Below are 23,474 nucleotides of genomic sequence, written 5' to 3'. Positions count from 1 at the left end.
TGACCTTCTACATTGTCTGGAATACCATCGTCATCACTATCTAAATCTAACTGATTTGTAAAACCATCATTATCTCTACTATCATCTGGTTGAATTCCAATCGGTGTGAATTGTTCATAAATATCATCTAATCCATTATGATTCAAATCGATACCTGAAGGTGATTCATATATATGTACGTTTTGTGCTTCAAGGTTATCTAAGAGTCCGTCATTGTCCGAATCGATATCTAAATAATCTGGTATGCCATCAGCGTCTGTGTCTGTGGGATAAGTCCAATAGCAATTATCTCCATCTTCATTTCCGTCTTCGACATCATTGGTTATTCCGTCACCATCGATATCGATATCATTTTCATCATAAACACCATCTCCATCATAATCATTTGTATTATTTTCAAAAGAATTAAACCCAAATGAAAAATTACAAATTAAAAAACAAGAGAGTATTAAACATTGAATTAAGCCATTACACTTAAATTGAATGGTAATATTGGAATTGAATAGGTACAAATATTTATACATAGCGTTAGTCTATTTAAACTAATCACCATGGCTTTGTAGGTATGTTTTGTAAGGATTTTGGGGCAATCAATACTACTTCAAGATTTCATTTATCGCTCCAGAGTATGATTATGCATAGTTACTTTTTATCAATTTAACTACCTATTTTACTCGATAAACTGCAATCTTTTGGTTTGAATAGATACGTCAATTTTAGAAAAAAAGATGTTACAACATCCAAAAAAGACTTAACTACCAGTATTTAGATGAAATATACTTTGATTTTGTAGTACATATCTTATTTTGATTCTTTTTTATCCACAAACTATTCACATATAAGAACCAATTATTAAAAAAAGTCACTCCAACATTTTAGCTTATTTTTGCCCAAATTTTTCACATGAGCTTTGAAAAGGAAATTGCAAGAAGAAGAACTTTTGGCATAATATCACACCCAGATGCTGGAAAAACTACATTAACAGAAAAATTACTTCTCTTTGGTGGTGCTATAAAGGAAGCTGGTGCTGTAAAAAACAATAAAATAAAAAAATCTGCCACTAGTGATTTTATGGAGATTGAAAGACAGCGCGGTATTTCGGTTGCAACTTCGGTACTCGCGTTTATTTACAAAAACAAAAAAATCAATATACTTGATACTCCCGGACACAAAGATTTCGCCGAAGACACCTTCAGAACCTTAACTGCTGTAGACAGTGTTATCGTTGTTATTGATGTAGCAAAAGGGGTCGAAGAACAGACTGAGAAATTAGTTGAAGTTTGTAGGATGCGAAAAATACCAATGATTGTATTTATCAATAAATTAGATCGTGAAGGTAAAGACGCATTTGATCTTTTGGATGAAGTTGAGCAAAAATTAGGTTTAACAGTAACTCCCTTGAGTTTTCCAATAGGCATGGGGTATGATTTTAAAGGTATTTATAATATTTACGAAAAAAACATAAACTTGTTCAGTGGCAATAGCAAGCAAAATATTGAAGAAACAATTGCATTTGATAATATTGAAAATCAAGAATTAGATTCTATTATAGGTGAAAAGGCAGCCATTGAATTAAGGGAAAATTTGGAATTGGTGGAGGGAGTTTATCCCTCATTTGACACGGAATCCTATTTAAAAGCCGAACAACAACCTGTTTTCTTTGGATCTGCATTGAATAATTTTGGAGTACGTGAGCTACTTGATTGCTTTATAAATATTGCCCCAGCCCCATTATCGAAAATGGCAGAAGAAAGACTAGTACTAGCAAAGGAACAAGACTTTTCTGGGTTTGTATTTAAGATTCATGCAAATATGGACCCTAAGCATAGAGACAGATTAGCATTTATTAAAATTGTTTCAGGAACTTTTGAACGCAATAAACCTTACTTACATGTTCGTCATAATAAAAATTTAAAATTTTCTAGTCCAAATGCATTTTTCGCTGAAAAAAAGGAGATTGTCGATATTTCATACCCCGGAGATATTGTTGGTTTACATGATACTGGTAATTTTAAAATAGGTGATACTTTGACCAATGGAGAAAAACTTCATTATAAAGGGATACCCAGTTTTTCTCCGGAACATTTTAGGTACATCAATAATGCCGACCCAATGAAGGCCAAACAGCTAAATAAAGGTATTGACCAATTAATGGATGAAGGAGTTGCACAATTATTTACACTAGAATTAAACGGCAGAAAAATTATTGGAACTGTAGGTGCTCTTCAATATGAAGTTATCCAATATCGTCTTGAACATGAGTACGGTGCTAAGTGTACTTATGAGAATTTCCCAGTTCATAAAGCCTGTTGGGTTGAAGCGGATGAAAAAAATGAGGAGTTCAAGGAGTTTAAAAGAGTAAAACAAAAGTTTTTGGCAATTGATAAGAGAGAACAACTAGTTTTCTTGGCTGATTCACAGTTTTCGCTTCAAATGACTCAACAAAAATATCCAAGTGTAAAACTTCATTTCACTTCAGAGTTTGAATAATTAAAACAACCTAAACATCTGTCCTTCTTAATACGTGTAATTACTGTTTAATTAGGTCTTTTTTGTAACTTATTGGCTATTAACCAATAAAACTTTACAAATGACAAATTCAACATCAAAACCATCGATATGGTTTTGGGTAATAAGTGTTATTGCCCTTTTTTGGAATTTTTTTGGAGTGTTTCAATACCTTTACACAGCTTACAATCAAGTCGAGATGTTAGAAACAATGACTCAAGTTCAAAGAGAAGTGTTTGAAGCTATTCCTGCTTGGGCTACTGCATGTTTTGCTATTGCTGTTTTTTCAGGCACTATTGCTTGTATTGCCTTATTATTAAGAAAAAAGTGGGCGAAGCCTCTGTTCATTCTTTCTTTTATAACTGCAGTTGCCCAATTTATCAATTGGCTATTCATTCAAAATGCAGACGAAGTTTTTCCGAATTCTTTTGCCATGCCAATTACTGTAACCATTATTGGTCTTTTACTAATTATGTTTTCAACTAAAAGCATTCAAAAGGGCTGGTTAAAATAAAAAAGAAGTGTTTTTAAAAAATAAAACCCTGACGAAAATGTCAGGGTTTTTATTTATGCTTCTCCAGCTGGGCCAAAATTTAAAGGTATTGAAGGCTGCTCATAATCCTTAATTGTACCATGGGCCTTCTCAAAACGATTCACATTATCATTTAAAGCCTTTAAAAACTTTTTAGCATGCTGCGGAGTCAATACTATTCTGCTTTTCACCTTGGCTTTCGGTGCACCAGGCATTAAGCTTATAAAATCAACTACAAATTCAGAAACTGAATGATTTATGATAGCAAGGTTGGAATAAATTCCTTCGGCCATCTTTTCATCCAATTCAATATTTATTTGCTTTTGTTTCGGGTTCTTTTCTGCCATTTCTAATTTGATTCAAACAAAAACCCTGACAATTTTGTCAGGGTTTTTAGTATTTAAAACTTAAACTCTTCTTTTCGAGCCATTATCTCATCATATTCTTCTTTCGAACCAACAATGATACTATCATAGTCTCTCATGCCTGTACCTGCAGGAATTTTATGTCCTACAATCACATTTTCTTTCAATCCTTCTAGAGTATCAACTTTACCGCTTACAGCAGCCTCGTTCAGTACTTTAGTAGTTTCTTGGAAAGAAGCCGCTGAAATAAATGATTTAGTTTGTAAAGAAGCTCTTGTAATACCTTGCAAGATTGGCGTTGCAGTTGCTGCAACAGCATCTCTAGCAGTAACAAGATTCTTATCAGAACGCTTTAATAAAGAATTTTCATCTCTAAGCTCTCTTGCCGTTATTATTTGACCTGCTTTCAAGTTTTCAGAATCTCCTGCCTCTTCAACTACTTTCTTACCAAAAATCTCATCATTCTCACGTATAAAATCATCTTTATGAATAAGTTGATTTTCTAAGAAAATAGTGTCACCAGAGTCTTGAATTCTAACCTTACGCATCATTTGTCTTACAACAACTTCAAAATGCTTATCGTTAATTTTTACTCCTTGTAAACGATATACCTCTTGTACTTCATTAACCAAGTATTGCTGTACCGCTGATGGCCCTTTAATTGCCAAAATATCTTCTGGTGTAATTGACCCATCAGAAAGTGGCATCCCAGCTCTAACGTAATCATTTTCTTGAACAAGAATTTGATTAGACAATTTTACAAGGTACTTTTTTATTTCACCTAATTTAGACTCAATAATTATCTCACGATTACCACGCTTGATTTTACCGAATGACACAACACCATCAATCGCTGATACAACTGCAGGGTTTGAAGGATTTCGAGCTTCAAACAATTCAGTCACCCTTGGTAAACCACCAGTAATATCACCTGCTTTTGCCGATTTACGTGGAATCTTAACCAAAGTCTTTCCTTCATTAATTTTTTCGCCGTCATCAACCATGATATGTGAACCAACTGGTAAATTATACGATCGCAAAGTTTCACCTTTAGCATCTTGAATTAATAAAGTTGGTATCAACTTTTTATTTCTAGATTCAGAAATTACTTTTTCCTGAAAACCTGTTTGCTCATCAATTTCAACTTGATAAGTAATTCCTTGCTCAATATTTTCGTAAGCAATCTTACCAGTAAACTCAGAAACTATAACACCATTGTATGGATCCCAAGAACAAATAACTTCTCCTTTTTTAATTTTAGCTCCATTCTTAATTAATAATTGAGAACCGTAAGGAATATTATTCGTACTTAGAGTAATACCTGTTTTCTTATCAATAATTTTTATCTCAGAAGTTCTTGATATAACAATATTCGATTTTTCACCTTCATTGTTTTCTCCAACTACAGTTCTCAAATCTTCAATTTCAGCAACACCCTCAAACTTAGCTTCTAATCTACTTTCCTCTGAAATGTTACCTGCAATACCTCCCACGTGGAACGTACGCAATGTTAATTGTGTACCTGGCTCACCAATAGACTGAGCAGCAACCACACCAACAGCTTCACCTCTTTGAACCATTTTATTTGTAGCAAGGTTACGACCGTAACACTTTCCACAAATTCCTTTAGGTGCTTCACATGTTAATGGTGAACGAACTTCGACTTTATCAATCGGAGATGCTTCAATTTTCTTAACCTCAACCTCCGTGATGTGCTGACCTGCAGCCACCAATAATTCTTCAGAAACAGGGTCAAAAATATCATGCAATGAAACACGACCAACGATACGTTCGCCTAATGTTTCAACAATTTCTTCATTCTTTTTGAGCGCTTTAACCTCAATTCCACGCAGCGTCTCACAATCTTCAATATTAATAATCACATCTTGTGAAACATCAACCAAACGTCTAGTTAAATAACCAGCATCTGCAGTTTTTAACGCGGTATCTGCTAATCCTTTACGAGCACCGTGAGTTGAGATGAAATATTCAAGGATTGACAATCCTTCTTTAAAGTTCGAAAGAATAGGATTCTCAATAATTTCACCACCACCTGCTGTTGATTTTTTAGGTTTAGCCATTAAACCACGCATACCAGTTAACTGACGAATTTGTTCTTTAGAACCCCTTGCACCAGAATCCAACATCATATAAACCGAATTGAAACCTTGTTGATCCTCGCGAATACGTTTCATTGCTAATTCAGTTAACATAGCGTTGGTAGATGTCCAAACATCAATAACTTGATTATATCGCTCATTATTAGTAATAAGACCCATGTTATAATTGGCCATAATACCATCTACTTGACCATTAGCCTCATCAATCATTTCAATTTTTTCCTTAGGAATAATAATATCCCCTAAACTGAAAGATAATCCACCTTTAAAAGCGAATTGATATCCCATAGTCTTAATCTTATCCAAGAACTCAGCAGTTCTAGGAACATCAGTTACTGCAAGAATATCACCAATAATATTACGAAGTGCCTTCTTATTCAATACCTGATTGATAAAACCAGCTTCTTTTGGAACATGACTATTAAATAATACTCTACCTACGGTAGTCTCAATTATTTGGCTAACTAATTCGCCTTCTTCATTAAAATCAACTGCTCGTACTTTAATACCAGCGTTAAGTTCAACTTTCTTCTCATTGAACGCTATTTCTACTTCTTCAGCAGAATAAAAAGTTAACCCTTCTCCCTTCACAGGAACTTCTTTAGTAGACTTACGATGTTTGGTCATATAGTAAAGACCTAAAACCATATCTTGAGAAGGAACGGTAATTGGAGAACCATTTGCAGGGTTTAATATATTTTGAGAAGCCAACATTAATAATTGAGCTTCTAAAATGGCCTCAGGACCTAATGGCAAGTGCACCGCCATTTGGTCACCATCAAAATCTGCATTAAATGCAGTACATGCTAATGGATGTAAACGAATAGCTTTACCCTCAATAAGTTTAGGTTGAAAAGCTTGAATACCTAGACGGTGTAATGTTGGGGCCCTATTCAATAAAACCGGGTGACCTTTCAAAACATTTTCAAGAATATCCCAAACTACAGGTTCCTTTTTATCTATAATCTTTTTAGCCGACTTTACTGTTTTTACAATACCTCTTTCAATCAGTTTTCTGATTACAAATGGCTTATAAAGCTCGGCAGCCATATCTTTTGGAAGGCCGCACTCATATAAGTTCATTTCCGGACCAACAACAATTACTGAACGTGCAGAATAATCAACACGTTTTCCAAGTAAGTTTTGACGGAAACGACCTTGTTTACCTTTTAACGAATCGGAAAGTGATTTAAGTGGTCTATTAGATTCCGTTTTTACAGCAGAAGCTTTTCTCGTATTATCAAAAAGTGAATCGACAGATTCTTGAAGCATTCTTTTTTCATTACGAAGAATTACCTCCGGAGCTTTTATTTCCATCAATCGCTTTAAACGATTATTTCTAATAATTACTCTACGGTATAAATCATTCAAATCTGAAGTCGCAAAACGACCACCATCTAAAGGCACTAATGGACGTAATTCAGGCGGAATTACTGGTACCACCTTCATAATCATCCACTCAGGTCTGTTCTCACGATTTTCTTGAGACTCACGCAAAGCTTCTACTACTTGAAGCCTTTTTAAAGCCTCTGTTTTACGTTGCTTTGAGGTCTCAGTATTTGCTTTATGTCTTAATTCATAAGAAAGCTGTTCTAAGTCAATTCGTCCTAATAAATCAATTAGACACTCAGCTCCCATTTTTGCTATGAACTTGTTCGGATCTGAATCCTCTAAATATTGATTCTCGGCAGGAATAGTCTCCAATATATTTAAATATTCCTCCTCTGTCAAGAAATCCATTTTATTGATTTCTTCTCCTTCAGGTCCTTTTGCAATACCAGGCTGTATAACTACGTAACGCTCGTAGTATATGATCATATCCAATTTCTTGGATGGTAACCCTAATAAATAACCTATTTTATTAGGAAGCGAACGGAAATACCATATGTGTGCGACAGGCACAACTAAGTTGATATGGCCTACTCTATCGCGACGTACTTTTTTCTCAGTTACTTCAACACCACAACGATCACATACAATTCCACGATAACGGATTCGCTTATATTTACCGCAAGCACATTCATAATCCTTTACAGGACCAAAAATACGTTCACAGAATAAACCATCTCGCTCTGGCTTATGAGTTCTATAATTAATAGTTTCTGGTTTTAAAACTTCTCCTCTTGATTCTGCCAAAATTGATTCTGGAGAAGCAAGACCTATTGAAATTTTATTAAACCTCTTTGGTGCGTTATTATCTTTTATTCTAGCCATAATGCTATAAAGATGAAAATGTTAAAAATGTTCTCTTTTAAATAGTTTTTCAACTATACTATTACTCTTCCAATCTAATATCTAAGCCTAAACCTTTCAGTTCGTGCATTAGTACATTAAAAGATTCTGGTAACCCAGGCTCAGGCATTGTTTCGCCTTTTACAATTGATTCATAAGTTTTGGCTCTACCGATTACGTCATCCGATTTAACAGTCAATATTTCGCGAAGAGTTGACGAAGCCCCATAGGCTTCAAGCGCCCAAACTTCCATCTCACCAAAACGTTGACCTCCAAATTGGGCTTTACCACCCAATGGTTGTTGTGTAATCAACGAATATGGACCTATCGAACGAGCGTGCATCTTATCATCAACCATATGACCTAATTTCAACATGTAGATAATTCCAACAGTTGCAGCTTGATCAAATCGCTCTCCAGTTCCACCATCATATAAATGTGTATGTCCAAATCTTGGAACCCCTGCTTCATCAGTCAAAGCATTGATTTGATCCAAAGTAGCCCCATCAAAAATTGGTGTTCCGTACTTTCTTCCTAATTTTTCTCCAGCCCAACCAAGCACTGTTTCATAAATTTGGCCAATATTCATACGCGATGGTACCCCTAGTGGATTCAATACAATATCAACTGGTGTTCCATCTTCCAAGAAAGGCATATCTTCTTGACGAACAATTCGAGCAACAATACCCTTATTACCGTGACGACCTGCCATTTTATCACCAACTTTCAACTTACGTTTCTTAGCTATATAAACCTTAGCTAATTTCATAATACCAGCTGGCAATTCATCACCTACAGAAATTGTGAACTTATCTCTTCTTAAATTACCTTGAAGGTCATTTAATTTAATTTTGTAGTTATGAAGTAAATCAGCTACTTGAGCATTAGTCTTATAATCAGTTGTCCAGCTGCCTGTTACCAAGTGAGCAAAATCATCAACAGCATTAAGCATTTTGATTGTATACTTCTTGCCTTTAGGAAGAACTTCTTCACCAAGGTCATTCATAACACCTTGCGAAGTTTTTCCATTAACAAGAGTAAATAATTTTTCAACTAAAACGTCTTTCAACTGCTGGAATTTAACTTCGTATTCTAATTCTAAATTAGAAATAGCCTCCTTATCCTCCGAACGCTTGCGTTTGTCCTTTATTGAACGAGAGAAAAGCTTTTTGTCAATAACTACTCCTCTTAGAGAAGGCGAAGCTTTTAAAGATGCATCTTTTACATCACCAGCTTTATCTCCAAAAATTGCACGAAGTAGTTTCTCTTCTGGTGTAGGATCAGATTCTCCTTTAGGAGTAATTTTACCAATTAAAATATCACCAGGCTTAACTTCTGCCCCAATTCTAATCATTCCATTTTCATCTAAATCGCTTGTAGCTTCTTCAGAAACATTTGGAATGTCATTAGTAAGCTCTTCAGCACCTAATTTAGTATCACGAACTTCTAGAGCATATTCATCAATATGTATTGAAGTAAAGATATCTTCACGAACAACTTTTTCGGATATTACGATTGCATCCTCAAAGTTATACCCTTTCCAAGGCATAAAGGCAACTTTCATATTTCTTCCAAGCGCCAATTCACCCTTTTCAGTTGCATACCCCTCACAAAGAACTTGACCTTTTTTAACCTTATCACCTTTCTTAACAATAGGCTTAAGATTGATACTTGTTCCTTGATTCGTTTTACGGAACTTAATAAGATTGTAAGATTTGTAATCTTCTTCAAAGCTTACTAATTTCTCATCTGCTGACCTCGTATATTTTACTGTGATTTTTTGAGCATCAACATAATCAATTACACCATTTTCTTCAGCATTTATTAATACTCTAGAATCTGTTGCAACTTGACGTTCTAATCCAGTTCCTACAATAGGAGATTGTGGTCGCAATAATGGTACAGCTTGACGCATCATGTTTGACCCCATTAAAGCACGGTTTGCATCATCATGTTCCAAAAACGGGATTAATGAAGCAGATATGGAAGCAATTTGATTTGGCGCAACATCCGTATAATTTACTTCAGAAGGGTCTACTACTGGAAAATCACCTTCTTCCCTTGCAATTACCTTATCATTAATTATAGTTCCGTCTTCTTTTAAAGGAATATTCGCTTGAACAATTTTCATTCCTTCCTCCTCCTCAGCACTTAAGTATCCAAAATTCTTAGTATCCACTTTACCATTTTGAACTTTGCGATAAGGTGTTTCTAAGAATCCCATTGGATTAACCTTAGCAAATACCGAAAGTGAAGAAATCAAACCAATATTTGGTCCTTCTGGAGTTTCAATTGGGCATAGACGTCCATAATGAGTATAGTGAACATCTCTTACCTCAAAACCTGCCCTTTCTCTTGAAAGTCCTCCAGGTCCTAATGCTGATAATCTTCGTTTGTGAGTAATCTCAGCTAATGGATTTGTTTGATCCATGAATTGAGACAACTGGTTCGTTCCAAAGAATGAATTAATTACAGAAGACAATGTCTTAGCATTAATCAAATCTATTGGTGTAAAAACCTCATTATCACGAACATTCATACGTTCGCGAATCGTACGCGCCATACGTGCCAAACCAACACCGAATTGAGAAGACAATTGTTCACCTACTGTTCTTACACGACGGTTAGACAAGTGGTCAATATCATCAATCTCTGCTTTAGAATTAATTAGCTCAATTAAGTATTTTATTATAGTTATGATATCTTCTTTGGTCAAGACTTGTTTGTCCATTCCAATATCTAACTGTAATTTCTTGTTCATTCTATAACGACCTACTTCACCTAAATTGTAACGTTGATCTGAGAAGAACAATTTATCAATAATACCGCGAGCAGTTTCCTCATCTGGCGGTTCTGCATTACGCAATTGACGATAGATATGTTCAACAGCTTCCTTTTCAGAGTTTGTTGGATCTTTTTGAAGCGTATTATGAATTATTGCGTAATCTGATTGTGCATTATTCTCTTTATGTAAAAGAATAGTTTTTACATCAGCATCAATGATTTCATCAACATGTTCTTTTTCAAGAATTGTATCACGATCAAGAACGATTTCATTTCTTTCAATTGAAACAACTTCACCAGTATCTTCATCCACAAAATCTTCATGCCAAGTATTCAAAACTCTTGCCGCTAACTTGCGACCCATGACTTTTTTAAGTCCTGCCTTAGATACTTTTACCTCTTCAGAAAGGTCAAAAATTTCAAGAATATCTTTATCTCTTTCAAAACCAATGGCTCTAAATAAAGTAGTTACAGGCAACTTTTTCTTTCTATCAATATAAGCATACATAACGCCATTGATGTCAGTTGCAAATTCAATCCAAGATCCCTTGAATGGAATTACTCTTGCAGAGTATAATTTCGTACCATTTGCATGGAAAGACTGTCCGAAAAATACACCCGGAGATCTATGTAATTGAGAAACAACAACTCTTTCAGCTCCATTGATTACAAAGGTACCACTTGGAGTCATGTAAGGTATTGTTCCCAAATACACATCTTGAACAATTGTTTCAAAATCTTCGTGTTCAGGATCGGTACAGTAAAGTTTTAAACGCGCTTTTAAAGGTACGCTATAAGTAAGACCACGCTCAATACATTCTTGTATAGAATAACGAGGAGGGTCAATAAAATAATCCAAAAACTCAAGTACAAATTGGTTTCTGGTATCTGTGATTGGAAAGTTTTCCATGAAGGTATTATACAAACCTTCGTTGCCTCTTTCGTCAGATTTAGTCTCAAGTTGAAAAAAGTCTTGAAATGACTTAATCTGAATGTCCAAGAAATCCGGATATTCCGGTATGTTCTTAGCGGATGCAAAATTTACTCTTTCAGTCTGATTTGTGAACATCTATGGACAAATTTTGATAGTGAATTCTCTTAGGGGATACGTGTGCCGTCACACGTGGCTATAAAAACAGGCTAAGGTCTGACCGTTTTTACGGAAAGACCTTAACCATATTGTCTATGTGGAAGCTATTACTTAAGCTCAACTTCTGCTCCTGCTTCTTCCAAAGATTTTTTGATACCTTCTGCTTCATCTTTAGAAACAGCTTCTTTAACAGCTTTTGGTGCGCTATCAACAATCTCTTTAGCATCTTTCAAGCCAAGACCTGTTAATTCTTTTACCAATTTAACAACTGCTAATTTAGAACCACCAGCTGCAGTTAAAATTACATCAAATTCTGATTTTTCTTCAGCGGCTTCTTCACCACCACCAGCTCCACCGCCAGCGGCAACAGCTACAGCAGCGGCTGCAGGCTCGATACCATATTCTTCTTTTAAAATACCAGCCAATTCATTTACCTCTTTTACAGTAAGGTTGACCAATTGTTCTGCAAAATCTTTTAAATCTGCCATTTTTCTATCGTTTAAATAAAATTCTTAAAATATAATTGTTTGTGTGCGTACGTATTATCTTTCAGATAAAGTTTTAATAATCCCGGCTAGTTTACCACCACCAGATTTAAGCCCAGAAATAACATTCTTGGCAGGTGATTGTAATAATCCGATAATATCTCCGATGACCTCTTCTTTTGATTTGATATTAACCAAAGAATCAAGATTTTCATCTCCAATATAAACTGCCTCTTCAATAAAGGCACCTTTTAATAAAGGTTTATCTGATTTCTTTCTAAAATTCTTAATAAGTTTTGCTGGCGCATTTCCAGTTTCAGAAAGCATTAAAGAGGTATTACCCTTTAACACTTCAGGAAGTTCACCAAACTCCTTATCAGAAGCTTCCATTGCTTTTTCAAGTAATGTGTTTTTGACAACTGCCAGCTTAATATTGGCTTTAAAACACGCTCTTCTTAAATTAGAAGTAGTCAATGCATCTAAACCAGATATATCTGCAAGATATATGTTAGAGTTATCAGCCAACTGTGCAGTCAAATCTTCAATTACCGTTGCTTTTTCTTCTCTTGTCATTGTTTTAATTTTGAACTACTCAGTAATTAAACTGTTTTAGGGTCTAAAGGTACACTTGGACTCATAGTACTTGACATGAAAACACTTTTCATGTAAACACCTTTTGCCGCAGCTGGCTTCAACTTATTTAAAGTTTCTAAAAGCTCTTTAGCATTTCCAGCTATTTTATCAGCTGAAAATGAAGCTTTACCAATCGCTGCATGTACGATTCCTGTTTTGTCAACTTTGAAATCTATTTTACCAGCTTTTACATCAGATACTGCCTTAGCAACATCCATGGTAACTGTTCCGGTTTTTGGATTAGGCATTAAACCTCTAGGTCCTAAAACTCTACCTAATGGTCCTAATTTACCCATAACGCTAGGCATTGTGATGATGACATCAACATCAGTCCAACCGCCTTTTATTTTATCCAAATATTCATCTAACCCAATAAAATCTGCACCCGCTTCTTTCGCTTCTGCTTCTTTATCTGGTGTTACCAATGCTAAAACTTTTACATCTTTACCAGTACCATGAGGTAGTGTTACTACACCACGTACCATTTGATTGGCTTTTCTAGGATCAACACCTAAACGTACAGCCAAATCAATTGACGCATCAAATTTTACATTAGTTATCTCTTTAATTAAAGCCGATGCCTCGTCAACAGAATACAATTTGTTTCTGTCAATTTTAGATTGAGCTTCTTTTTGATTTTTAGTCAATTTTGCCATTTGAAATTGCTTTTAGATTTTAAAAAGGTCTTTTACCTGCAACCTTTAATCCCATTGATCTAGCAGTTCCAGCAACCATACTCATTGCTGACTCTACAGTAAAAGCATTCAAATCGACCATCTTGTCTTCAGCGATTTGCTTTACTTGATCCCATGAAACAGATCCATTTTTAACTCTGTTAGGTTCGCCTGATCCTTTTTTAATCTTAGCTGCTTCCATCAATTGAACTGCCGCTGGTGGTGTTTTTACAACAAAGTCGAAAGACTTGTCTTTATATACCGTGATAACAACTGGCAATACTTTGCCCTGTTTGTCCTGCGTTCGTGCATTAAATTGCTTACAGAACTCCATGATGTTAACACCGGCAGCACCTAAGGCGGGTCCAACCGGTGGCGACGGATTCGCAGCACCTCCCCTAACTTGTAATTTAACTACCTTATCTACTTCTTTTGCCATTGTTTTTGTTTAAAATGAAAATGTGCTAATTGGAAGCAACACAATTTCTATATATGTAACAGCTCTTGTTAAACTTTTTCTACCTGCATATAACTCAATTCTAAAGGCGTTTTTCTTCCGAAAATCTTAACCATTACTTCGAGTTTACGCTTTTCTTCATTGATTTTTTCCACAGTTCCATTAAAACCGTTGAAAGGACCATCAATAACCTTTATAGTTTCTCCAATCACAAATGGAATAGAGATATTATCAGTATTTACAGCAAGTTCATCAACTTTGCCTAGCATTCTATTAACCTCAGCTTTTCTCAAAGGAACCGGGTCACCTCCTTTAACTTCACCTAAAAAACCAATAACATTGGTGATTGAACGAATGATATGAACCATTTCTCCACCTAAATTGGCTTTAATCATAATATAGCCAGGAAAGTATGTTCTTTCCTTATTGATTTTTTTACCATTCCGAATCTGAATTACCTTCTCGGTTGGCACCAAAACATCTTCTAAGTAGTCAGCAAAACCATGTCTTTCAACCTCACTCTCAATATATCCTTTGATTTTGTTCTCTTGTCCACTTACTGCTCTGACAACGTACCATTTTTTCTCTAATACCTCTGACATCAGCTTATCCTATTAAATTATCAAAATACAACTGAATCAATTTACTAAAGACTGAATCAACACCCCAAGTTGCTAACGCAAATAAAATTGAGAAAACTGCAACAATTACCATAAGACTTGAAGCTTGTTCCCTGCTTAACCAAGTCACGTTATTCTTTAATTCTTCCCAAGATTCTCTAACGTACGTCAACATAAAATAAATTTTTACTCTTTAATGCTTAGCTAATTTTGCTTTGCATAAAACTTATTACCCTATTGGGCTTTAATTTCAAACTGCACGGGCGGAGAGGCTCGAACTCCCGACACCTGGTTTTGGAGACCAGTGCTCTACCAACTGAGCTACGCCCGTAATTGTGGAGCTACATTTTTCCAAATAAAATAGAAATGAACTACACCCGTTTCTATTTACACCGAAAGGTATCCGTCATTTGACGGACACCCTTTTAGCGTAAACTATGATTACAAATATTTTTAATCAGTGATTTCAGTAACCTGACCAGCACCTACAGTTCTACCACCTTCACGGATAGCAAAACGCAGACCAACACTTAGTGCAATTGGCTGAATCAACTCAACTTCAATAGTTAAGTTATCACCAGGCATTACCATTTCAACACCACTTGGCAAAGCAATATTACCAGTTACATCAGTTGTTCTAACATAAAATTGTGGACGATAGTTGTTATGGAATGGCGTGTGACGACCACCTTCTTCTTTTTTCAAGATATAAACCTCAGCTTTAAATTTAGCGTGCGGTGTAACAGAACCTGGCTTACAAATAACCATTCCTCTTTTAATATCAGTCTTTTCAATACCTCTCAAAAGGATACCAACATTATCACCAGCTTCACCTCTATCCAAAATCTTACGGAACATTTCAACACCAGTCACTGTAGAAGCTAGTTTTTCAGCTCCCATACCAATGATATCTACAGCATCACCTGTATTTGCAACACCTGTCTCAATACGACCAGTTGCAACAGTACCACGACCTGTAATAGTAAATACATCTTCTACAGGCATTAAGAAATCTTTATCAACATCTCTTTTTGGAAGTTCAATCCAATCATCAACAGCTGCCATTAATTCCATAACAGTGTCAACCCATTTCTGTTCTCCGTTTAAAGCACCAAGTGCAGAACCAGAAATTACAGGACCGTTGTCTCCATCATACTCATAAAAAGAAAGTAATTCTCTTACTTCCATTTCAACAAGCTCTAAAAGCTCTTCATCATCAACCATGTCAACTTTGTTCAAGAAAACAACAATACGTGGAATACCAACTTGACGTCCTAAAAGGATGTGCTCGCGAGTCTGTGGCATAGGACCATCAGTAGCAGCTACAACCAAAATTGCACCGTCCATTTGAGCAGCACCAGTTACCATGTTCTTAACGTAATCCGCGTGACCTGGACAATCTACGTGCGCATAGTGACGATTCGCCGTTGCATACTCAACGTGAGATGTGTTAATTGTAATACCTCTTTCTTTTTCTTCAGGGGCATTATCAATTGAGTCAAAGCTTCTAAGCTCAGACAAACCTGCGTTTGCTAAAACAGTTGTAATAGCCGCAGTTAATGTAGTTTTACCGTGATCTACGTGTCCAATGGTACCAATATTTAAGTGCGGTTTGGAACGATCGAAAGTTTCCTTTGCCATTTTGAAATGATTTTAATCTTAGTTTATATTAGTGTACAAATCGTTTATGAGCCAATGACGAGATTTGAACTCGTGACCTCTTCCTTACCAAGGAAACGCTCTACCCCTGAGCTACACCGGCGTAAAGTGTTGAAACAACTACTTTAACATAGTCCTCCCATTAATTAGGAAGAGATTTCTGCTTTCACAGAAATGACTTTTTAGAGCGGGAGACCGGGTTCGAACCGGCGACATTCAGCTTGGAAGGCTGACGCTCTACCAACTGAGCTACTCCCGCAATTTTTTAATAATTTCAATATTTCAAAACTTAAATTTCAATAAATTCATTTTTTACATGAATTTGAAAATTTAAAACTTAATACTCTTTTGCACTAAGTGGGGAGAGCAGGATTCGAACCTGCGAAGACATAGTCAGCAGATTTACAGTCTGCCCTCGTTGGCCGCTTGAGTATCTCCCCTCACTTGATTTTCAGTATTTTATGAGCCGATGGAGGGACTCGAACCCACGACCTGCTGATTACAAATCAGCTGCTCTAGCCAGCTGAGCTACATCGGCTTATCACCTACTTTTTAGCACAAAAAAAGCCCGTTATTTCTAACGGACTGCAAATGTATATATTTATTCTTTTAATCAAAACAAATTATGAAAAATTTTAATCAAGCATGCGCCCTCATTTTTTCCTTCTTTTTAACTAATTGACGTTCTAATGAACTACAAGCGGAATCAACTGCCTCTTCAAAAGACTTACATTGTTTTTTAACTATAAACTGATCCCTAGGCACATGCACTTTAATTTCAACAATTTTATTTTCCTTTTCACTAGTGTTTTCAACTTTAAGATATACGTCTGAACTGATTACTTTATCATAAAACGTTTCTAGCTTATCCATTCGATTTTGTATAAAATCGATTAGCTTTCCGTCAGCAGCAAAATTTACAGATTGTGCATTTACCTTCATAAATTAAGTATTTAAGTTTGCCGTTAGCAAACAAGTTAAACATTACAAAGAACTTTACTCTTTGTTTCTAGGATGGGCAGTAAGGTGTACTTTCTTTAGTTCGGCAATATTATTATGTGTATATACCTGGGTGGATGCCAAACTCGAGTGGCCCAACAACTCTTTTACCGCATTTAAATCAGCTCCTTTATTTAATAAGTGAGTTGCAAAGGTATGTCTGAGAATATGCGGACTCTTTTTTATCTTAGGTGATACCATACTAAAGTACTTATTTATAACCCTATAAACAAGAGTTTCGTATAACTTATGACCAGATTTTGTCAAAAAAAGAAAAGGCAATTCTTCTTGTAATTCTATCTCAGATCTCCGTAATAGATATGAGTTAAAGAGTAACGACATAGAGGACAATAATGGTATTATCCGTTCCTTATTGCGTTTTCCAAGTACTTTTATAGTTGTTCGTGTGCTATTAATGTCATGTACTTTTAAATTAATAAGTTCTGCCCTTCTCATACCAGTAGCATAAAGCAACTCTATCATTAATTTGTTACGTACACCTTCAAAATCATCCTCAAAAGGTATTTGTTTTAAAACTTTATCCATTTCAATTTCTGAAAAGGGAACCTCAAGCTTCTTTTCTGTTTTCAAAGCTTTATGTTTAGCCAAAGGGTTTTTTTCCAATACACCAATTTTTTGAAGAAACTTGTAGTAACCTTTTAAGGAAGCAATTTTTCTATTAATTGTTCTATTTGAGATTCCGGCATCTACCAATGAAACAACCCAACTTCTAATCAAAGTATATTCTACATCCTTAATAACTTTAAGATCATAAATTCTAAGACAATATTTCTTAAACTCAGTTAAATCTTTTTGATAAGCCTTTACTGTATGAGAAGAATAGTTTTTTTCTATGGATAGATATGATGTAAAGGCCTCTAATGACATGTAGTAAAGTTACAAAGTTCTTCAGAACAGGGTGGAAAGCAAATAAACATATAGTGTTTATAGCAATTGAAACAAAAAAATCCTGTTCAATTAAATTGAACAGGATTTGTATTTTATTTAGAATCTTAAGACTTTAAATTTCTTCTTGATCTCTAAGGCCTTGAATATATTCTGCCTTTTGGATTTCAGCTCTTCGCTTTACTGAAGGTTTCGTAAACTGTTGACGTTTGCGTAATTGACGCATCGTACCCGTTTTATCAAATTTTCTCTTAAAGCGCTTTAAAGCCCTATCGATATTTTCTCCTTCTTTTACTGGTATAATTAACATTGGCTACAACCTCCTTTCTTTAGTACTATTTCCCGTTATAAAACAGGAGTGCAAATATACGAATGAATTTATTTTAAAAAAGAACTATTTCTAGTTTTTTTTAATCCTATTTATTAGGAGACTTATACTCCTTTTTATCAATTACAATTTTTGCAACTATTTCTTTCAAAATTTCAGAAGTACCGCCACCAATAGGGCCTAAACGACTATCTCTTAAAAGTCGAGCCATTGGGTAATCTTCTATGTATCCATAACCTCCTAAAAACTGAAGACAGTTATAAATCACCTCATCGGCTATTTTTGTTGATTTTAACTTAGAGATAGTGGCCTCTTTCACTGCATATTCTCCTTTTTCAAGTTTAGCAACTACAGCATAGTTAAATTGTTTACACATTTCCACATCGGCATATAAATCAACAAAACGATGTCTAAGCGCTTGGTATTTACTTATAGTTTGACCAAAAGCCTCGCGTTCTGACATATAATTCAACGCATACTCCAAAGCATATTCTGCCCTAGCATGAGCATTTATACCCATAGCAAGGCGTTCAAGAGCAAAGGCTTCCATTATAAAGTTAAAACCTGTCCCTTCTTCTCCCATTAAATTTTGAACGGGTACTTTTACATTATCAAAAGCAAGTTCTGCAGTATCTGATGCTCTCCACCCCAATTTATTAAGTTTGTTTGAAGAAACACCGTCACTTTTTAAATCTACTATAATTAAGCTAATTCCCTTATTCCCTGCAGAAACATCAGTCTTAACTGCAAGAATTATATAATCTCCATAAACGCCATTTGTAATAAATGTTTTTGAGCCATTGATAATGTAAAAATCACCTTCTTTAATCGCAGTTGTGCGCATACCCGCAACATCACTACCACCAAAAGGTTCTGTTACACCTAAACAGCCTATTTTATCTCCATTTACACTGGGTATTAAATAGGCCTCTTTCTGTGATTTATTAGCATTTTTATTTAAATGTGTCATAGCCAAATAAACATGAGCCCAAATAGCAGCAGCAAAACCTCCAGAATTTATCTTTTGTAGTTCTTCTAATAAAATCGTCGTATAAAATAAATCAAGTCCAAGACCTTCTTCAGATTCTGGTGTTGCTAAACCAAAATATCCCATGTCAGCAAACTTTTTCCAAATGAAGTTATCTATCTTACCTGTTTCTTCCCATTTATCAATATGTGGAACCACTTCTTTTTGTAGAAAATCTTTAAGACTGGTTCTAAAAAGTTGATGTTCTTCAGTGAAGTACATACTATTCATAGTTGTTTTTTTAAAGAGACAAATATAGGACTATTCTCTCGAGTTTCTCAGCTGGAAAACCTTCAATTAGGGTCAATTGTTCAAAGGATTTTATCCTTCCTTGAAGCTCTCTATATTCTACAATTTCTATAGCAACTTGATAAGGAATATATACCAAACTACTAATCTCTAATATGGTTGCTGTATTAATATTTATCTTATTAACTGTTGGAGGGTTTAAAACTTGAAATTTTTCTAGCGTACTTTCCACAACATTAGGCTCTAGGCCATAAACATCGTATAGCTGTTCATTTATCAAAAAACCTCCTAGTCTATCTCTAAACTTTATAATGCGAGTAGAAAGCTTATCTCCAATGCCTCTTATTGATTTTAATTGACTGGCACTAGCAGTGTTTAGATTTTGAATTATTGTTTTCTCTTTTCTAGAAATAAATTGCCCTCGCTCTTGGAAACCAACCTTTTCATTCGAGACCCAATTAGGAAATTTAAAAAATGGACTTATAACCCCTAACAAGGAGTCTGAAACTAAAGTTACTTGCTGAAATTCTTCTTTAGAATTGATAAACTTGTTCGTTTCTCTGAATAGATGTAATCTATCAATTTCCTTAGGTGACATTCCTAAAGTATATCCCTTATAATCGCTTATAAAGTTTGGATTAAAAGGAAAAATTCTTAAAACTTTTTTTTGAGAAGCTACTTTTTTAAGACTGTCTATTTTTTTTTGCTCAATTTGATTCAGATGAACGATACTGTCATTTAAAGGATTTGTCTTGATGTAAAAGTAAATTCCTTGTAATACGATAATGAGCAGTATTAAAAAGAAAATCCCACTTCGTTCTTGTTTATTGAACTTAAAGTGGGATTTAAAATTTTTCAATTTTATATATTATTTGCCCATAGTTTTTATCGCACCTAAATATCTATTAAGCTCTTCTTTAACCTTTGGAAAAAGGATAAGTAAACCTATCATATTAGGAAATACCAATGCTAAAATCATTGCATCTGAAAAAGCAAAAACAGCTCCCATGGACGCAGAAGCACCGATTATTATAAATGCTATAAACAAGACTTTGTAACATAAATCAGCGGCCTTGCTTCTTCCAAAAAGATACTTCCAAGACTGTAAACCATAATAAGACCATGAAATCATAGTTGAGATAGCAAAAAGTAGAACAGCAAGCGTTAAAACATATGGAAACCAAGGAATCACCGATTGAAAGGCTTGAGAGGTTAAAGTAACACCACCAACATTCATACCATCAATTAGCACATTTCCTGCACCATCACCGCCATATTCAAATACGCCGCCACTATTATAAAAAATGATAACTAAAGCAGTCATTGTACAAATTACAACGGTATCAATAAAAGGTTCTAATAAGGCAACAATACCTTCACTTGCAGAATACTTTGTTTTTACTGCTGAATGGGCAATAGCTGCAGATCCAGCTCCAGCTTCATTTGAAAACACCGCTCTTCTAAAACCAACAATTAGAACACCAAATAAACCACCTAAACCGGCTTCAGGTGTAAAAGCTCCTTTAAAAATTAGTCCGAATGCATCATCTATATAAGAGAAATTCGCAAAAATCACTATTAGACATGCTATCGCATAAATAACAGCCATAAAAGGAACAATTTTCTCAGTTACCTGAGCAATTCTCTTTATACCACCTATAATAACTACACCAACAACAAGAGCTAAAACTATCCCTATATAAAATCCTGAAGATCCACCTTCCATACCCATCATACCAATCAATTGTTCTGCTGCTTGGTTTGATTGAACTGCATTACCACCACCGAAAGATGCTCCAACACAAAGTATGGCAAAAACCACCGCTAAAAACTTCCCTAAACCTGTAAAGCCTCTTTCTTTAAGACCTCTAGACAAATAATACATTGGACCGCCATACACAGTGCCATCTTCTCCAACATCACGGTATTGGACACCTAAAGTACATTCAACAAATTTTGTTGACATACTTAAAAGTCCACATAATATCATCCAGAAAGTAGCTCCTGGTCCTCCAATAGCAATAGCTAAAGCTACACCCGCAATGTTTCCTAAACCGACTGTGCCAGAAACTGCAGTTGCCAATGCTTGAAAATGACTTACTTCACCCTCTTCGCTTTCATCCTTTATGGTATCAGGTAAATCACCATCCACGATATTAACCTCAGCTTTTTCAACTCCGTGACCCTCTGCCCCTTCTAAATCGTCGTATTTACCTCGAACAACATTTATTGCTAAAGGAAACTTTCTAATATTTATAAAACCAAAATAGACTGTAAAAAATAAAGCTCCTAATACCAGTATTATTACTACCAAAGGAATGCCTGTTCCGGGTACTTGCCAAAAGACTATTCCTTCCCACACAGCGGTAATAGGTTCAAACCAAGCATTAATTCTTTCGTCAAGCCCAGGTTCTGTTGTTTCTTGAGAAAAACTAATGAGTGGTAATAATAATGCAAAAAATGAAAGAAGTCTATACTTCATAATACGTTATTTGGTTATGTTAATTTGACGTAAAGCTGACAATATCCTAAAAAAATTCAATGGAATCAAATTTATTGGATGTTAAACTAATCTAGTTGAAACATTTGATTTAGCTTATCAATTTGTTCAGGACGGCCTAAAACAATGACTTTACCTTTTGATTCTAACTGCAAATCGGCTTCTGGATTAATAATATAATGTCCGTCTGGTCTTATGTACCCAATAATTGTGCATCCAGTCTTACGCCTTAGGTCTAAATCTCGGATAGAATTACAATCAAGCTGTCCTTTAAAATCCTCAATCTCAACTTCTTCTAAATTGGTGGTGTGCTCACCTTCAACCGATAGCTTATCCATGAAGGTTACGAGATCTGGCATAACCACTAAGGACGCCATATGATCACCTCCAATTTTATCTGGCATAATAACTTTATTCGCACCAGCAAATTCAAGTTTTTTAACGGAGTTGACTTGCGAGGCTCTGCTTATAATAAATAGGTCTTTATTCATTTGTCGGGCAGAAAGTACCACGAAAAGATTAATAGCATCATCAGGGAGAGCAGCAACCAAATATTGAGCTTTATCAATACCAGCCTCAAGCAATACTTCGTCCTCATTGACATCGCCTTCAACAAAAAGAATTTCTTCTTCATTAGCTTCAATCAACTCTTTACTTTTTTCAATTACCACAAATGGTTTATTGTAAGCTGTAAGTTTCTCTGCAGCTTGTCGCCCATTCCTTCCATAACCACAGACTACAATGTGATTTGATAAACTCTTAATTTTATTTTTCACTCTTTTTTTCTTTAAAAGCTGTAAAGAATTTCTACTCAGTATATATTCTGAAATCACTGAAATAGCAAAACCAAAAATAAAAACGCTACTTACAATTAAAAATACGGTAAATATTTGTGCGTTGGAATCTAAAGGTCGGACTTCTTTAAAACCAACTGTAGTTACAGTAATTATTGTCATATAAATTGACTCAACCCATGTAAAGTCAGTTATTATCCGATATCCAAAAACCCCAACCAAAAAAATTGCTACCATCATGGTCAGTGCAATTGCAATTTTTGAACGGAATAGTCTAAACATAATTACAAATCAAATACTGAAGTTCGTTTGGTATAAACTAGGTCTTTTATCTTCAACCAAAAAGCAATAAAAAGATATAATGCAAAACCAAAGCCCAAAGTGGCAAAGGTTAGATATATAAAAGTTGTTCTTACAACACGGGCCCGAATTCCCCAACGCTCGGCAATTCTTCTGCAGACTTCGAATCCTCTTTTTTGAAAATAATATAAGATGTCATAAATCCACCGCAT

The 23,474-nt window shown here is 35.1% G+C and carries 20 protein-coding genes, 5 tRNA genes and 1 pseudogene; 2 read left to right on the top strand and 24 right to left on the bottom strand.

What is annotated here, in order from left to right; all coding sequences use genetic code 11:
* Window positions 1–524: pseudogene (locus RM542_RS14620) on the bottom strand (hypothetical protein); the annotation flags it as partial.
* 379 nt (window positions 525–903) lie between these two features.
* Between RM542_RS14620 and RM542_RS14615 the strand changes: the two are divergent.
* Window positions 904–2,490 carry a peptide chain release factor 3 gene (locus tag RM542_RS14615; RefSeq protein ID WP_311386492.1) on the top strand — a complete coding sequence of 529 codons (1,587 nt, stop codon included), beginning with the start codon at window positions 904–906 and terminating at the stop codon, window positions 2,488–2,490.
* Window positions 2,491–2,590: 100 nt separating this feature from the next.
* Window positions 2,591–3,022 (top strand): hypothetical protein, encoded by a 432-nt coding sequence (locus RM542_RS14610; protein WP_311386491.1) that lies wholly within the window; start codon window positions 2,591–2,593, stop codon window positions 3,020–3,022.
* Window positions 3,023–3,075: 53 nt separating this feature from the next.
* Here RM542_RS14610 and RM542_RS14605 read toward each other — a convergent pair whose 3' ends face one another.
* The 23 genes from RM542_RS14605 to RM542_RS14495 form a co-directional block, all read right to left on the bottom strand.
* Window positions 3,076–3,387 (bottom strand): DUF3467 domain-containing protein, encoded by a 312-nt coding sequence (locus RM542_RS14605; RefSeq protein ID WP_311386490.1) that lies wholly within the window; start codon window positions 3,385–3,387, stop codon window positions 3,076–3,078.
* 53 nt (window positions 3,388–3,440) lie between these two features.
* Window positions 3,441–7,739 carry a DNA-directed RNA polymerase subunit beta' gene (rpoC, locus tag RM542_RS14600; protein ID WP_311386489.1) on the bottom strand — a complete coding sequence of 1,433 codons (4,299 nt, stop codon included), beginning with the start codon at window positions 7,737–7,739 and terminating at the stop codon, window positions 3,441–3,443.
* Between the two features lie 61 nt (window positions 7,740–7,800).
* Complete coding sequence (gene rpoB, locus RM542_RS14595) at window positions 7,801–11,610, bottom strand: DNA-directed RNA polymerase subunit beta (protein WP_311386488.1); 3,810 nt, start codon at window positions 11,608–11,610, stop codon at window positions 7,801–7,803.
* Window positions 11,611–11,738: 128 nt separating this feature from the next.
* Window positions 11,739–12,119 (bottom strand): 50S ribosomal protein L7/L12, encoded by a 381-nt coding sequence (gene rplL / locus RM542_RS14590; RefSeq protein ID WP_311386487.1) that lies wholly within the window; start codon window positions 12,117–12,119, stop codon window positions 11,739–11,741.
* Between the two features lie 54 nt (window positions 12,120–12,173).
* Window positions 12,174–12,689, bottom strand: coding sequence for a 50S ribosomal protein L10 (rplJ, locus tag RM542_RS14585; RefSeq protein ID WP_311386486.1), 516 nt, complete (start codon window positions 12,687–12,689; stop codon window positions 12,174–12,176).
* A 26-nt stretch (window positions 12,690–12,715) separates the two neighbouring features.
* On the bottom strand, window positions 12,716–13,405 hold the full coding sequence (gene rplA / locus RM542_RS14580) for a 50S ribosomal protein L1 (RefSeq protein WP_311386485.1): 690 nt from the start codon (window positions 13,403–13,405) through the stop codon (window positions 12,716–12,718).
* 19 nt (window positions 13,406–13,424) lie between these two features.
* Window positions 13,425–13,862 carry a 50S ribosomal protein L11 gene (gene rplK, locus RM542_RS14575; protein WP_311386484.1) on the bottom strand — a complete coding sequence of 146 codons (438 nt, stop codon included), beginning with the start codon at window positions 13,860–13,862 and terminating at the stop codon, window positions 13,425–13,427.
* Window positions 13,863–13,930: 68 nt separating this feature from the next.
* Window positions 13,931–14,482 (bottom strand): transcription termination/antitermination protein NusG, encoded by a 552-nt coding sequence (gene nusG / locus RM542_RS14570; RefSeq protein WP_311386483.1) that lies wholly within the window; start codon window positions 14,480–14,482, stop codon window positions 13,931–13,933.
* A 4-nt stretch (window positions 14,483–14,486) separates the two neighbouring features.
* Complete coding sequence (gene secE / locus RM542_RS14565; protein ID WP_311386482.1) at window positions 14,487–14,675, bottom strand: preprotein translocase subunit SecE; 189 nt, start codon at window positions 14,673–14,675, stop codon at window positions 14,487–14,489.
* 83 nt (window positions 14,676–14,758) lie between these two features.
* A tRNA-Trp gene (locus RM542_RS14560) sits at window positions 14,759–14,831 on the bottom strand.
* Between the two features lie 122 nt (window positions 14,832–14,953).
* A complete protein-coding gene (gene tuf, locus RM542_RS14555) occupies window positions 14,954–16,141 on the bottom strand; it encodes an elongation factor Tu (protein ID WP_311386481.1) in 1,188 nt (395 codons plus the stop codon).
* 49 nt (window positions 16,142–16,190) lie between these two features.
* Window positions 16,191–16,262: transfer RNA gene (locus RM542_RS14550), tRNA-Thr, on the bottom strand.
* 83 nt (window positions 16,263–16,345) lie between these two features.
* A tRNA-Gly gene (locus RM542_RS14545) sits at window positions 16,346–16,418 on the bottom strand.
* 99 nt (window positions 16,419–16,517) lie between these two features.
* Window positions 16,518–16,599, bottom strand: a tRNA-Tyr gene (locus RM542_RS14540).
* 24 nt (window positions 16,600–16,623) lie between these two features.
* A tRNA-Thr gene (locus tag RM542_RS14535) sits at window positions 16,624–16,697 on the bottom strand.
* A 101-nt stretch (window positions 16,698–16,798) separates the two neighbouring features.
* Complete coding sequence (gene hpf, locus RM542_RS14530) at window positions 16,799–17,101, bottom strand: ribosome hibernation-promoting factor, HPF/YfiA family (protein ID WP_311386480.1); 303 nt, start codon at window positions 17,099–17,101, stop codon at window positions 16,799–16,801.
* Window positions 17,102–17,155: 54 nt separating this feature from the next.
* A complete protein-coding gene (locus tag RM542_RS14525; RefSeq protein WP_311386479.1) occupies window positions 17,156–18,046 on the bottom strand; it encodes a tyrosine-type recombinase/integrase in 891 nt (296 codons plus the stop codon).
* A 133-nt stretch (window positions 18,047–18,179) separates the two neighbouring features.
* Window positions 18,180–18,374 carry a 30S ribosomal protein S21 gene (rpsU, locus tag RM542_RS14520; RefSeq protein ID WP_055393644.1) on the bottom strand — a complete coding sequence of 65 codons (195 nt, stop codon included), beginning with the start codon at window positions 18,372–18,374 and terminating at the stop codon, window positions 18,180–18,182.
* Window positions 18,375–18,480: 106 nt separating this feature from the next.
* On the bottom strand, window positions 18,481–19,650 hold the full coding sequence (locus tag RM542_RS14515) for an acyl-CoA dehydrogenase family protein (RefSeq protein WP_311386478.1): 1,170 nt from the start codon (window positions 19,648–19,650) through the stop codon (window positions 18,481–18,483).
* Window positions 19,651–19,660: 10 nt separating this feature from the next.
* On the bottom strand, window positions 19,661–20,527 hold the full coding sequence (locus RM542_RS14510) for a helix-hairpin-helix domain-containing protein (RefSeq protein WP_311386477.1): 867 nt from the start codon (window positions 20,525–20,527) through the stop codon (window positions 19,661–19,663).
* Between the two features lie 9 nt (window positions 20,528–20,536).
* The gene (locus RM542_RS14505) at window positions 20,537–22,150 is read right to left on the bottom strand and encodes an alanine/glycine:cation symporter family protein (RefSeq protein ID WP_311386476.1); all 1,614 of its coding nucleotides are present in this window, start codon (window positions 22,148–22,150) and stop codon (window positions 20,537–20,539) included.
* A gap of 86 nt (window positions 22,151–22,236) precedes the next feature.
* Window positions 22,237–23,244, bottom strand: coding sequence for a potassium channel protein (locus RM542_RS14500; RefSeq protein WP_311386475.1), 1,008 nt, complete (start codon window positions 23,242–23,244; stop codon window positions 22,237–22,239).
* Between the two features lie 2 nt (window positions 23,245–23,246).
* Complete coding sequence (locus RM542_RS14495; protein ID WP_311386474.1) at window positions 23,247–23,474, bottom strand: PspC domain-containing protein; 228 nt, start codon at window positions 23,472–23,474, stop codon at window positions 23,247–23,249.

The organism is Croceitalea sp. P059 (genome assembly GCF_031846365.1).
Taxonomy (GTDB): domain Bacteria; phylum Bacteroidota; class Bacteroidia; order Flavobacteriales; family Flavobacteriaceae; genus Croceitalea; species Croceitalea vernalis.
The sequence above is the reverse complement of the archived record's forward strand: the minus strand, read 5'-3'. Positions and strand labels throughout refer to the sequence as shown.